Source organism: Erwinia oleae, assembly GCF_000770305.1.
GTDB lineage: Bacteria > Pseudomonadota > Gammaproteobacteria > Enterobacterales > Enterobacteriaceae > Erwinia > Erwinia oleae.
This window is the reverse complement of sequence record NZ_JNVB01000002.1, coordinates 35,275-49,046: the sequence shown is the minus strand read 5'-3', so window position 1 is coordinate 49,046 and position 13,772 is coordinate 35,275. Positions and strand designations below refer to the sequence as shown.

The window sequence follows — 13,772 nt, the reverse complement described above, 5'->3', positions numbered from 1 at the left end:
TACAGGACATGGCAGAAAAAAAGAGTGCGAAAAGGAATCGTCGCGAAGAAATACTGCAAGCGCTGGCGCAGATGCTGGAATCCAGCGATGGAAGCCAGCGTATTACCACAGCCAAGCTTGCAGCCAGCGTGGGCGTCTCTGAAGCAGCACTGTATCGACACTTTCCCAGCAAAACGCGGATGTTTGACAGCCTGATCGAATTTATCGAAGACAGCCTGATTACCCGCATCAATCTGATCTTAAAGGATGAAAAAGAGACGTTGCCGCGGCTGCGTTTAATTATTCAACTCATTCTTGGATTTGGCGAACGTAATCCAGGCCTGACCCGTATTCTGACCGGCCACGCGCTGATGTTTGAACAGGACCGCCTGCAAAGCCGCATCAATCAGCTGTTTGAGCGTATTGAAGTGCAGCTACGCCAGGTACTTCGTGAAAAAGTCATGCGCGAAGGCGAAGGCTTTACCACTGACGAAACGCTGCTGGCGAGCCAGCTATTGGCTTTCTGTGAAGGTATGCTTTCCCGCTTTGTACGTTCAGGATTTCGCTACCGGCCAACGGTAGACTTCGATACCCGCTGGCCGCTACTCGCTTCACAGTTGGTATAACGCGTTACGGGCCAGCAGTGGCCGGCCCGCCTGATAATCAGATGCCATACGTTTGACGATAATGGCGCACCGAAGCCAGATGATCTGCCAGTTCAGGCTTCTCCTCCAGATAGGCAATCAGCTCATTGAGGGTAATGATCGAGATCACCTTACAGTGATAATCACGTTCGACTTCCTGAATAGCGGACATCTCGCCACGCCCACGCTCCTGGCGATCTAACGAAATCAGCACGCCGGCCAGCGAGGCATTGTTCGCCGTAATAATTTCCATTGACTCGCGGATCGCGGTGCCCGCGGTAATCACATCATCAACCAGCATGATGCGTCCCCTGAGCGTGCTGCCAACCAGCGTACCGCCTTCACCATGTGTTTTTGCCTCTTTACGGTTAAAACAGTAAGGGACATCGCGGTCGTGATGATCGGCCAACGCCACGGCCGTGGTGGTGGCAATAGGAATGCCTTTATAAGCAGGCCCAAAGATCAAATCGAAGTCAATGCCGGAATCAACCAGCGCCTGCGCGTAAAAACGCCCCAGCAAAGCCAGATCGCGACCGGTGTTAAACAGGCCCGCATTGAAAAAATAGGGGCTTTTACGCCCTGATTTCAACGTGAACTCACCAAACTTCAGCACCTGCTTGTTAATGGCGAATTCAATAAATTGGCGCTGCCAGGCTTTCATCTCTCGCTCCTCACATTCATAAAAAAGGCGACTCATAAGTCGCCTGGTAACATCAGTTTTGCAATGCGGCCTTCTGCGCCGCGATCAGCGTATCAATACCGCCTCGCGCGAGGGACAGCAGGTTAAGCAGCTCATCATGGCTGAACGGCTCGCCCTCGGCCGTTCCCTGCACTTCAATCATTCGCCCGTCTTCGGTCATCACGACGTTCATATCTGTTTCGGCGGCGGAATCCTCAACGTACTCAAGATCGCAGAGCGCTTCACCGTTAACGATGCCAACGGAAACCGCCGCCACCATGCCTTTCATCGGACTGGCTTTAAGTTTACCGACAGAAACCAGATGATTAAGCGCATCTGCCAGCGCAACGCAGGCACCGGTGATAGACGCGGTACGGGTGCCGCCGTCGGCCTGAAGCACGTCGCAATCGAGCGTAATCGTAAATTCGCCCAACGCCTTGAGATCGAGGGCCGCACGCAGGGAACGGGCAATCAGACGCTGAATTTCCAGCGTTCTGCCGCCCTGCTTGCCTTTAGCGGCTTCACGCGCGTTGCGGCTGTGTGTGGCGCGCGGCAGCATGCCGTATTCTGCGGTCACCCATCCCTGGCCCTGCCCTTTCAGAAAACGCGGAACGCCCTCTTCGATGGTGGCGGTACACAGCACTTTAGTATCGCCAAATTCAACCAGAACGGCGCCTTCGGCGTGTTTAGTGTAGTGACGAGTCAGTTTAACGGGACGCACCTGTTGCGCGCTTCGGCCTGCTGGACGCATGGTTTCTCTCCGGCTAGCAAATCATGATTGGCTGCGCATTATACGGATTTCGTCGTCGAATGCCTATGCCAGCCCTGGTGATTGAAGTCTGGCACAGGATTGCGTTGCAGGCAGTAACTCAGTCAAGCGTCTTGCGATAGGTTTTTAAACCAATAAATATCACCACCACCGCGATAGCACACATCGGCAAAAGGTCGGGAAGAAGTTCCGCCAGCGTATAGCCTTTCAACATAACGCCTTTAATCAGCCGGATAAAATAGGTGAGCGGCAGGCACGACCCTATTATTTGTGCCCAGGCGGGCATGCTGATAAAGGGGCTGATAAAACCGGAAAGCATGACAGAAGGAATAAAGTAGAACGAGGACATCTGCAACGCCTGAAGCTGATTTTGCGCAACGCTTGAAATACTGATGCCAATGGACAGACAAAGAAAGATGTAAATAATCAGGATGGTCAACAGCAAGAAAACGCTGCCCGCTAAGGGAATGCCAAACATGACCACGGAACAGAAAAGGATCAGCAGGGATTGAAAAAGCCCGATAAGCACAAACGGCGTAATTTTACCCACTATGACTTCAAAACCCGTTACCGGTGAAATCAGTAAGTTTTCCATCGCGCCATTTTCACGTTCACGCGTAATAGCCAGTGCCGTCATCAAAATCAGGGTGGTGCTCAGTATCGAACCGATAATACCCGGGATAGTATTGTATTGCGTAATCCCTTCCGGATTGAATTTACGGTGAATAATCAGATCGAAAACATCTTTCCCCGCCGCACCTTTTAAAGCGGGAGGGAGATCGCCGTTAAGCATGGTTTTCGAAGATTGAGCAATGGCGCTCAGCGCGTTTCCAATGGTCATCGGATCGATGGCATCCCCCTCAACCAGCAGCTGAGGCTTCTCTCCCCGCAGGATTTTTCGGGTAAAGCCTGCCGGTATCGTCACGGTGAATATCACGTCGCCCTTAACAAAAAGTTCTCGTGCTTCCGCTTCACTGGCGACCGGACGCATAGAAAAATAGTCTGTATTTTGCGCCGCGGCGACAAAAACCTGGCTCAGATGGCCGGAGTCATAATTCAGCAAAGCGGTGGGGATATTTCGTGCATCCATATTTACCGCGTAACCCAGAATGACCAGCTGAAAAAGCGGTGTCAGGAAAACCATTGCCACACTGACTTTGTCGCGGCGTAGTTCGTGCATTTCCTTAATCACCACGCCCAGCCAGCGCATAAACGAAAAATTAAACATCCCTTTAATCACCATTATTTTTCATTAGCCAGGTAAAGGCATCTTCCAGGTTGGTATCTACTTCACTTACCTCGTATTCAGCAGAGACAATCTGCGCGATGATTTCCTTTAATTTCTCTCTTTCACCAGACGTTGCATAAAGCGAGTTGCCAAATATAACGGTCTGCTCAACGCCCGGAATTTTCTGCAATCTGTTTTCGATGGCCGTCAGGAAACGGCCGCGTATTTGTATGGTGGTGAGGTTTTGCGCCTTAATAATCGACGAAATCGTACCGCTGGCTAACAAATTGCCGTAAGAGAGATAAGCCAATTTATGACATCGCTCGGCTTCATCCATATAGTGCGTACTAACCAGAATGGACATTCCCTCGGCAGACAGGTGATGCAACGTTTGCCAGAACTCTCTTCGCGCCTTTGGATCGACGCCCGCGGTTGGCTCATCCAGAAACAGCAGCGAAGGCTTATGCAGCATACAGGCAGCCAGCGCCATCCTCTGTTTCCAGCCACCAGAGAGCATGTTGGCCTGCTGGTGCTGACGGGAAGCCAGCCCCATCTCGTCAAGCGTCTGCTCCACACATTGCTTACGCGCTTCCAGACCATGCAGACGGGCCATAAACATCAGATTTTCGCGTATGGTAAGATTGCCCCACATTGAAAAGTGCTGGGTCATATAACCAATACGCCTTTTAATTCTCTCTCGCTGCGTAAAAATGTCCATGCCCAGGCATCGCCCTTCACCCGAGTCAGGCGTAATCAGGCCGCACATCATGCGTATTGAGGTGGTTTTACCGCTGCCGTTGGGGCCAAGGAAACCATATATTTCCCCTTTAGCCACTTGCAGCGAAAAATCTTTTACGACGTGATTTTTTCCGAAATATTTATTGAGATTGTTTACGTCAATGCATAACTCACTCATTGGAAACAATCTCCACCCTCGCCGGCTGACCAATATTTATGTATTGCGCCTGCGCTTTGTCAGGAACGGCTTCAGCCATAAATATCAATTTTTCGCGTCGATGCGTGCTGTAAATAACCGGCGGAGAGTACTCGGCCTGAGGGTTAATATAATTAATGTGTCCTGACACCGGTTCTTCTCTGCCGTCAAGCCAGATTCTCACCTTCATTCCCACCTGAACAGTGGCCAGCCTCTTTTCAGGAATATAAATGCGTATTTTAATATTTTCAGGCGGCAGCAAACTGATAACAGGCTGTCCGGCGGCGGCACGTTCACCCTGGCGATAGATAATGTCATGCACGCGCGCGCCAACGGGCGCAACAATCATGCTTTGCTCACTATCCCAAACGGCTTTGTCCCATTGCAATCTGGCGGACTCAACACGCGCTGACTGATTATCAATTTGTGACTGTCGGGAGGGAAGCTGCTTAACCTTTAACTGCCTGGACAGCTCATCAACGTGAGATTTTTTCTGCGTCAGATCTTCTTGTGCGTTTTCCAGTTCAGCGGCTGAAATCACCTTAGTGGCGTAAAGCTTTTGATAGCGCTCAAGGTGGTTTTTTGCCAGCCTTGCAGCAGAACGCGCACGTTCGAGTTGCGCATAAATAATACTTAACTCATCGGGACGTTCTCCCGATTCCAGATTAGTTAACAGCGCCTTTTCAGCCTGATAATTCTTTTCCGCAATGCGCAACGCATTTTGTGAAGTGTAACCTTCCATCTTTACCAACGGCTGGCCCTTTTCTACCCGTTCGCCCTTACTGACCAGTAGCGCTTCCACCTTTTCGGAAGCAGCATGGGACAGATAGATAAAATCGGCGTGGGAATACCCTGAAAGATATTGCGACTCAGGATCATTACAGCTCATCAGATGCAGAGCACCAACAAAGAGGAAAATTTTTTTACCGATAAATTTCATTAAAAGATCCAAATGAACCAAACCCGGAAGACATGTTCGTCAGGCATCGGCCTGCTGTTTCAGAAAGCAGGTTACCCTCAGCTTTAAATTATCACTTCTCAACATCGGTCTGCGGCCTGCTTAAATAATGCATGTGATACATATTTTTAAGCTTCTCTACTTCACAACAATTCAGTCCGGCAATGGAATTAAAGCTTTTGTCTTCAACAAAACAATATAGTTTTGATCCACCTGGTTTATACCACTTCGCCGCTTGTTTATAAGGCCACGGCAGCTCACAATTCAGTTCTTTTAAGTGGCTGAGCAGTTTCTTCCAGTCTTTTTCGAAATCTTCGCCTGCAAAATAATCGCTAACAGTAATGTCCGATACGAGATAGGGCTGAGTTAAACAGCACGCGTCTTTGTCTACAGAGAAATAAAGCTGATAAAATCCCACGATCAGCTGTTGCGCTTTTCGGGGGTAGTTACCCGGAATAGTTAATACGCCCAGCAGATACTTACAATCAGTCTGGGTATTAATGAAATAAAAAATCCCTTTCCACAATATATCCAGCGCGTTAGTTCGTTGATACTGTCGCTGGATAAATCCCCGGCCAATCTCAACGCTTTGACGAATTTGTGGCAAACACATCTCGTTGTAATGAAATAGATGATGACTGTAAAGTCCTTCCACACCACGCCTGTCAATCTGCTTTCCGGCAGGGATCAAACGGTAAGCGCCCGCAATTTCCAGATGATGAGGATCCCACAAAATGACATGATAATATTCTCTGTCATAGATATCATTATCACGCTTTTCACCGGTTCCCGCCCCAATAGCCCGAAAACATATTTCTCTTAATCGCCCCAGCTCATTAAGTATCGGTGAATAAATTTCGCCTCGATAGTGATAAAGAAAGAGCACTTTCCCATCGCTATTTGTTCGTAAAATCTCGCACTTGTTTAGCGCGTTATGCAACAAAGACCTCTCTTCAGGCCTGGCGATGGGTGGAGATTGGGGAAGAACACCTGGCTTGCCTGGACCGACGTTAATCAGATGTTTTTTGCAGTCATCAACGACTGCTTTATATGTGTTTTTATCCATTCCGGAAATGTTTATCTGCCTGGATATTTTTATTCTTCGCGTTTTTCCTTTATGCTTCAGGCATTCACGGCAAAGCATGAGATTAGAGAGTGGACGCCAGATGGCCGCAGCCAGATAATAAAAAAAACTGTTTCTCCCCTGAATATGAACCGGAACCAGAGCCGCATTATATTTTACTGCAAGGCGAAGAAATCCCTCCTGCCACGGCGCCTCACGCAGGCCAAATAACGTAAGACCGGCAAGTTTACCCGCAGGGAATATAATTAACACGCCATTCTGCGCAAGGTGATCGTTCATCTCCTTAAGCTGTTTATGACTCATCTTTCCCTGCATATTTCTTATGCCGATGGCGATGTCTTTCACCTGTGGAAATAACAGCGTCAGAACATGATTCGCGACAATCTTTATATCTTTCCTTACCTGAGAAACGGTATTAATCACCATCAAGCCATCAAGAACGGTAGGATGATTGGAAAAAACGATTGTCGGTCCCTGAGCAGGAATATTATCATAATCACTAAAGTGCGTTTCTGCACGTAAACCCAGCTGATCCGCAACGTCTTCCGTCCATTCAATGCCTCTTTTATCAGCGATGCTTTCTAGTGCAGAGGCTAACTTATCCTCCCCCACTATCCACTTGATAAACTTCTTTAACAAAGATGGAATGGATTTATTTGGAAAAAACTCCATGATAATTCGTTCAATACTGTCCATAGTAACCTTTAAAATCCAATTATTAAAGCCTGAACGTCCATGTGCGATGCATATAAATTATGCATTTACTTTATGGTAAACTCTATCCCTTGAGTATAATACAAAGCAAGAAATTTATGATAAAAATACAGTATTATGACTTAAATCTGGAATTTTTATCATTAGTTTACGCCAATTATATGTCGTACGTTTTAGAAAAATATAGCTGTTTCACTCCAGGAATTCGTTTTATCACGAAATATGCTTTTAAACCCGACCACTCAGAAAGCAGGGGGAATAAAAACTGACCACAAGATTAAATTGTATAATTTCTCTTCCTGAAGACCATTTCATCACATCAATGACTTTCATAATAATAATATTATTTTGCGCGCCTCTGCGTTAAGTAACACATTTCTAAACTCATTTTCCAAAGGTTGACAGAACGTCTGTCAAGGTGCCGCCTCCATCGCTATAATCCCCTTATCTTTTTCTGACTACAGGTATGCAAAATGATCCGCAGCATGACCGCTTACGCCCGACGCGAAACTAAAGGAAGCTGGGGCAGTGCCGCCTGGGAGCTTCGCTCCGTTAATCAACGCTATTTGGAAACTTACATCCGTTTACCCGAGCAGTTTCGGGGTCTGGAACCGGTCATTCGTGAGCGTATACGCAATCGACTGACGCGCGGAAAAATTGAATGCAACCTGCGTTACGATGCCGACCCTGGCGCACAAACATCGTTAGTCCTGAATGAAAAACTGGCTATCCAGCTTGTTCAGGCGGCTAACTGGGTCAAAATGCAAAGCGATGAGGGTGAAATTAACCCTGTCGATATTTTGCGTTGGCCCGGCGTAATGTCGGCTGGCGAGCAGGATCTTGACGCCATCTCCGCCAAACTGCTGGTTGCGCTGGATACGGCGCTGGACGAGTTCATCATTGCTCGCGAGAGCGAAGGCGCGGCACTGAAATCACTTATTGAACAGCGACTGGAAGGCGTCAGCACAGAGGTGACAAAAGTGCGCGCGCAAATGCCTGAAGTGCTGAAGTGGCAGCGGGATCGTCTGGTCAGCAAGCTTGAGGAAGCGCAGGTACAGTTGGATAACAACCGTGTTGAGCAGGAGCTGATTATGCTGGCGCAGCGCGTAGACGTGGCTGAAGAGTTGGACCGACTTGAGGCGCATGTTAAAGAAACCTATAACATTTTGAAAAAGAAAGAGGCAGTGGGACGCCGCCTCGACTTTATGATGCAGGAATTTAACCGCGAGTCGAACACGCTGGCCTCTAAATCGATCAACGCCGAGGTAACCACCTCCGCTATTGAGTTGAAGGTGTTAATTGAGCAGATGCGCGAGCAGATTCAGAATATTGAGTAACACCCTTTCCGCCCACCTTTCGGTGGGCGTCTTTTCTTCGATTTACCCCTTAAATCAGGCTGAAACCGCCGTTTTTCGAACCTTTTCCGAGGTGCGCTGAAACGCCTCGCCGTTACTGTCAAACAGATGCGTATGGAACGCAGGAATGGTCAGCCCGACTTCGTCGCCCAGCAACGGCTGCCGTTCGCCTGAGTAACGAATAACCACTGGATCACTGCCCGCCACGTCGACATAAAAATAGGCCGCTTCGCCCAGGTGTTCAATGTGCTGCACACTGCCGGATAAATGCGCATGCTCAGGCGCACAAAGCTGCACGTGCTCGGGGCGAATACCAACATTGACCGCGTCGCCCACGTTTGCCGCAGCGGCATTCACCTGCACGCTGATCGCCTTACCGTTAATCAACCGCACGCTGGCGGCCTCCGTATCACCCGTTATCAGTTCACCAGGCAGAAAATTCATTTTGGGTGAACCAATAAAGCCCGCCACAAATTCATTCACCGGATGATGATAAAGATCGAGCGGATGGCCAACCTGCGCCACAGAACCTTTTGTTAACATCGCCGGGCCGCTGTTCAGCAAGACAATTTTGTCCGCCAGAGTCATGGCTTCCACCTGGTCGTGCGTCACATAGATCATTGTGTTTCCCAGCCGGTGGTGCAGCCGGGCTATCTCCACGCGTGTGGCGACGCGCAGTGAAGCATCCAGGTTGGAGAGCGGCTCATCGAACAAAAACACTTCAGGATCGCGGACGATTGCGCGACCTATCGCCACACGCTGGCGCTGACCGCCGGAGAGCGCCTTGGGCAGGCGCTGCAACAGTGGCTCCAGTTGCAGGATTTTTGCAGCATTCATCACGCGCTGTTCAATCTCTGCTTTCTCTTTTTTCGCCAGTTTCAGGTTGAACGCCATGTTTTCGTAAATCGTCATGTGCGGATAGAGCGCGTAGCTCTGAAAAACCATTGCCACCCCGCGCCCGGCGGGCGGCAGCGTATTAACCACGGTTCCGCCGATTGAAATCTCCCCGGCGCTGATGGTTTCAAGACCGGCAATCATTCGCATCAGCGTTGATTTTCCGCAGCCTGACGGCCCGATAAACACGCAAAATTCGCCGTGTTGAATTTCAAGATCGACGTTATTAATGACCTGCGTATCGTGAAAGCGCTTAAAGACATTTTTCAGACGAATGGTGGACATCTTTTTTTCCTCGCGTGCGCTATTTCACGCCGCCCATGGTCAGGCCGCGTACCAGATGCTTTTGCACCAGCAGCCCCAGAATCAGCATTGGTAACATCACCAGCGTTCCCGCCGCCGTCAGCGGGCCCCACTCCGTTCCCTGGAAGGTCAGGAACGACGTGATGGCAACCGGCAGCGTCTGCGTTGCGTCGCCGGAAAGCGTCAGGACAATCTGGAATTCGTTCCAGATAAAGAACAGCGTCAGTACGCCAGAGGCCGCCAGGCCCGTACGGGCAAGCGGCAGCATCACGCTGCGAAAGATCCGCCACTCGCTGGCGCCATCCACCAGCGCCGCTTCGCGCAGCTCGGGAGGAATATCTTCAAAAAAGGTCGTCACCATCAGAATGGTAAAGGGCACGTTTGCCACGGTGTAGACCACAATCAGCACCAGATAGCTGTCCGTCATGCCCAGCGAGGTGATGAGGTAATAGGCCGGCAGCACCAGCATGATGACCGGCGCAAAACGCAGGCTCATGATGAAACGCTTCGCGCGTCCTTTCCGCTCGATAAAAAACACCAGCCCATAGGCAAACAGCGCGCCGAACAACAGGCAGAGCAGCGTTGAAACAAACGAGATAAACAGGCTGTTGCCAAAGGCGCGAAGAAAATCGCCGTTGCTCAATACCTGCCGATAGTTGTCAAGAATGGGCGTAAACCACAGCTTTGGCGGCATGGCGAACGCGTCAATATAGGTTTTTAATGAAAGCGTCACCAGCCAGTAAATGGGCAGCAGAAAGAACGCGAGGATCACCGCCAGCAGCAGATAAAAACCGATCCGTTTAATCATTTTACGCCTCCTTCATGATGCGTTTGCTGGCAAACGAAAGCACCACAATCACCATCAGCGTATTCAAAATAGCGATGACCACCGCTTCGCTGATGCGGAAATCCTGAAAACCAGTCAGATACGCAAACATATTGGTGGTTTCCGTCGCCAGCGCCGGCCCGCCGCGGGTCATAACGTAAATCAGGTCAAAGGATTTAAAGGCGTCGATCATGCGCAGAAAGAGCGCGATCATGATGATGGATTTCATCATTGGCAGCTTGATAAACGCCAGCAGCCGCCAGCCGCGCGCGCCATCCAGCTCCGCCGCCTCCAGCGGCTCAGTCGGTAGCGCGTCCAGCCCGGCGGACACCAGCAGAATGATAAAAGGCGTCCACTGCCAGACATCGGCCAGGATCAGCGATGCCATGGCGGTTTGCGGGCTGCCCAGCCAGTCAACGGGCGCCAGGCCCACCAGGCCAATCAGCCAGTTAAACAAGCCGGCATTAGGATCGTAAAAAATACGCCATATCAGGCCACCCACGATCGGCGTGACGATCATCGGCAACAGCAGCAATGCTCTCACCAGCCTGCGGCCAAAAAAATCGCGGCTGATAAATAGCGCGATGGCGCAGCCCAGCACCAGCTCTACCGCAATCGAACCCGCGACGTAAACCAGCGTGTGCCAGAGGGAATACCACAACCTGGGCTGCTGGATAACGTCAATGAAATTGGCCAGGCCGACAAAATCGAAGGGCGGCGGCGACATCAGATCGATATCGAAAATGGCCAGGTAAATGGCATAACCCAGCGTATAGAGCGACACGGCCAGCAACAGTATCAACAGCGGAAGCGTAAAAGCCTGCTGCGTCAGTTTTACTTTCATAGCTTTCCCGGCGAGATAGTGGGCGCCGGGGAAACGCCCCGGCGAATCAGGTTAACGGGACAGCGCCTTGTCGTTGCGGCTGTTGGCTTCCTGAAGAGCGCTCTCAATCGACTTCGTTCCTGCCAGCGCCTGCGACAGCGCAATGCCGGTATTGTTGATAATCTGCGTGGCCTGCGGCACGGTAGGCAGATAGGCCGCATTGCCATTTTTCAACGCGTCCAGCATGCCGTCTTTGAAGGCGCCATAGCGTTGGGTAAAGGCTTCGCTGTTTATCGCGCCAAGCGAACTGACGCCCGCATTGGGATTCAACTCAACGGACTTCATCTGCGTCTGCTGGCTGGTCGCCCAGCTGACAAATTTCCACGCCGCATCCTGATGCTTACTGGCGCTGGCAATATAAAGCCCATGAACCTGGAGCGCGCCGCTGTTGCCCGCATGGTTTCCAGGCTGGGCCGGAACCGGCGCATAGCCCACTTTACCGACCACCGAAGACTCCTTCGGATCTTCGTTAAAGCCGCCATTTACCGTGGAGTCGATGGTCATCGCCGCTTTGCCCTGCTGAAAAACCAGGCGGTTTTCCTGCCAGCCAAAGTTGGCCGCGCCGATTGGGCCATAATTTTTCAGAATATTAACAAAGGCATTGGTCGCTTCTGTCGCCTGCGGTGAAGCCACCGCCGACTTCCCGTCTTTTATCCACTGGCCGCCATATCCCCAAAGGAACGCCGCCCAGGCAAAGGTGTTCTGAATGCCTTGCGCACCGCGCAGCGTGATACCGGCCACGTTGCCGCCGCTTTTCTCCTTGATGGTTTTCGCGGCGGCCGCCAACTCGTCGAAGGTTTTCGGTACGGCAATGCCATACTGCTGGAAGAGATCTTTGCGATACATCAGGAAGGTGCTTTCACCGTAAACCGGCAGCCCGTAATAGTGCTCTTTATAGCGCAGCGTATCGGCATAGCTTTTAACGAAATCGCCAGCGTCGAAAAGCGCCGTGTCGGCTTTCATCCACTTATCCACCGGCGTGATATAGCCTGCCGAGGCGTAACCCACCGCGTGAACCCAGTCATCCATGACCACGTCGTATCGACCGCTGCGGGAAGAGAACGCCAGCAGCGCTTTTGAGGTGAGATCGCTGTAGGGCACAATTTCCGCCTGCACGTGGATGCCGGTTTGTTTTTCAAACTCTGGCAGCAGCGCCTTAAGAGAATCACTGGTGCTGTGCCCTTCCAGCAGCACGCGAAGCGTTTCCTGCGCGGTGGCCGGGCCTGTCAGTAACAATGCGCCAAGCGCGGCGGCGATTCGAATCGTTTTCATGTTCATCACATCCCCTGGTTATAACAGCAAAAGGTCAGACCCGAACGATCTCGCCGGTGCGGGCAGATTCCATGATCGCCAGCGTAATGCGCAGCGCTTCGTTCGCCTCTTCGCCGGTTGCAACAGTCGTGGTGCCGTTACGCACATCGCTGGCAAACGCCATCAGCTCTTCGCGCAGATCGCCTTTGATTTCGCCCTGGCTGAGCGGCCAGTGCTGTGTGTCGATATAGCGGTTCATACTTTCACTGGCGTGGTAAAGGCCGGATTCGCCGCACTCTACTTCCAGTAAACCCTGTGTGGTGAGGATCGACATTTTGGCATCAAGCAGCGTGCGTGAACCGGCCGGAAGCGCCCAGGCACTTTCAAGATTCACCACGCTGCCGTCGGCGAAGCGGATAATGGCGAATACCGCGTCTTCCGTGCCCAGATGGCCCAGTCGCTTATTGGTGGTTTGCGCGTAAACGCTGACCGGTTTGGTGTTCTCCAACAGCCACAGCACCATATCGACATCATGCACCGTGACGTGCAAAGGCAGCGGTAAACTGCCCCCATAGCGTGCCGGGCCTTCAATGGCCGGACTGTTACGACGCGCGGCAATGTGACTAATCTCGCCAGCCTCGCCGGAAGCAATGATTTCTCTGGCACGGGAGTAGCGCGGATCGAACCGCAGCAAAAAGCCGATACCCAGTTTTACGCCGGCATCCCTGGCTGCCCGAACAATTGCCTTGCCGTCTTCCAGCGTTGCCGCAATGGGTTTTTCAAGGAAAATGTGCTTCCCTGCCTTCGCCGCAGCCAGCGCAGGCGCAAGATGCAGGTCATCTTTTGTGCAAATGCTGACGATATCAAGATCTTCCCGCGCCAGCATGTCGTTAAAATCTTCATAGCAGTGCAGATCGGGTATCCAGGCCTTAAGCGCTTCACCTCGCGCCCTGTCAGGATCGGCAACGCCAACAACCTCGACGCCGTACATCTGCTGCCAGACCCGGGCATGCATCGCCCCCATAAAGCCTGCGCCTGCGACGCCGACCTTGATAACGCCCTCTTTCATCTCATCTTCCTCTGTGCCTGATTGATTAAATCGCATCGTGACGTTGACTCAGCGTCTGATAGCAGACAGTTATTCAATTACCATGCCAGAATAAATCCAGATAGATACCAGAAAAGAAACGGCTTAAATTTAAGCAACTTACCCTGAACAGGCGCATACCCACCTGATTTCAGCCTGTTATACGTCTCGTCAGGAACGCTTG

Annotated in this window: 13 protein-coding genes; 2 read left to right on the top strand and 11 right to left on the bottom strand. The window is 51.2% G+C overall.

Annotation, left to right across the window (positions count from 1 at the left end):
* Positions 1-8: 8 nt before the first annotated feature.
* Complete coding sequence (gene slmA, locus GS12_RS00920) at positions 9-605, top strand: nucleoid occlusion factor SlmA (protein WP_034918392.1); 597 nt, start codon at positions 9-11, stop codon at positions 603-605.
* A 37-nt stretch (positions 606-642) separates the two neighbouring features.
* Here the strand turns inward: slmA and pyrE are convergent, their stop codons facing one another.
* The 6 genes from pyrE to GS12_RS00890 all read right to left on the bottom strand — a co-directional run bounded on the left by pyrE (position 643) and on the right by GS12_RS00890 (position 6,971).
* The gene (gene pyrE / locus GS12_RS00915; RefSeq protein ID WP_034918390.1) at positions 643-1,284 is read right to left on the bottom strand and encodes an orotate phosphoribosyltransferase; all 642 of its coding nucleotides are present in this window, start codon (positions 1,282-1,284) and stop codon (positions 643-645) included.
* Between the two features lie 52 nt (positions 1,285-1,336).
* Positions 1,337-2,053 (bottom strand): ribonuclease PH, encoded by a 717-nt coding sequence (gene rph / locus GS12_RS00910; RefSeq protein ID WP_034918388.1) that lies wholly within the window; start codon positions 2,051-2,053, stop codon positions 1,337-1,339.
* Positions 2,054-2,171: 118 nt separating this feature from the next.
* Positions 2,172-3,299, bottom strand: coding sequence for an ABC transporter permease (locus GS12_RS00905; protein WP_034919584.1), 1,128 nt, complete (start codon positions 3,297-3,299; stop codon positions 2,172-2,174).
* 4 nt (positions 3,300-3,303) lie between these two features.
* Positions 3,304-4,215: an ABC transporter ATP-binding protein gene (locus GS12_RS00900; RefSeq protein WP_034943156.1), complete on the bottom strand. Its 912-nt coding sequence runs from the start codon at positions 4,213-4,215 to the stop codon at positions 3,304-3,306.
* Positions 4,208-5,173 carry an HlyD family secretion protein gene (locus GS12_RS00895; protein WP_152601328.1) on the bottom strand — a complete coding sequence of 322 codons (966 nt, stop codon included), beginning with the start codon at positions 5,171-5,173 and terminating at the stop codon, positions 4,208-4,210. Before GS12_RS00895 ends, GS12_RS00900 begins: the two co-directional genes overlap by 8 nt.
* A gap of 91 nt (positions 5,174-5,264) precedes the next feature.
* Entirely contained in the window at positions 5,265-6,971 is a 1,707-nt protein-coding gene (locus tag GS12_RS00890) for a lysophospholipid acyltransferase family protein (RefSeq protein ID WP_034943154.1), read from the bottom strand.
* Positions 6,972-7,462: 491 nt separating this feature from the next.
* Between GS12_RS00890 and GS12_RS00885 the strand changes: the two genes are divergently transcribed.
* Entirely contained in the window at positions 7,463-8,326 is an 864-nt protein-coding gene (locus GS12_RS00885; protein WP_034943152.1) for a YicC/YloC family endoribonuclease, read from the top strand.
* Positions 8,327-8,380: 54 nt separating this feature from the next.
* On the opposite strand, the gene GS12_RS00880 is transcribed toward GS12_RS00885, so the two are convergent.
* From GS12_RS00880 to GS12_RS00860, 5 genes are read right to left on the bottom strand one after another with little or no spacing between them, the layout of a single operon-like run.
* Positions 8,381-9,523, bottom strand: coding sequence for an ABC transporter ATP-binding protein (locus GS12_RS00880; RefSeq protein WP_034943150.1), 1,143 nt, complete (start codon positions 9,521-9,523; stop codon positions 8,381-8,383).
* Positions 9,524-9,542: 19 nt separating this feature from the next.
* Positions 9,543-10,349, bottom strand: coding sequence for a carbohydrate ABC transporter permease (locus tag GS12_RS00875; protein ID WP_034943148.1), 807 nt, complete (start codon positions 10,347-10,349; stop codon positions 9,543-9,545).
* A 1-nt stretch (position 10,350) separates the two neighbouring features.
* Entirely contained in the window at positions 10,351-11,211 is an 861-nt protein-coding gene (locus tag GS12_RS00870) for a carbohydrate ABC transporter permease (RefSeq protein ID WP_034943146.1), read from the bottom strand.
* A gap of 51 nt (positions 11,212-11,262) precedes the next feature.
* Entirely contained in the window at positions 11,263-12,528 is a 1,266-nt protein-coding gene (locus tag GS12_RS00865) for an ABC transporter substrate-binding protein (protein WP_034943145.1), read from the bottom strand.
* 28 nt (positions 12,529-12,556) lie between these two features.
* A complete protein-coding gene (locus tag GS12_RS00860) occupies positions 12,557-13,570 on the bottom strand; it encodes a Gfo/Idh/MocA family protein (protein WP_034943143.1) in 1,014 nt (337 codons plus the stop codon).
* Positions 13,571-13,772: the final 202 nt, after the last annotated feature.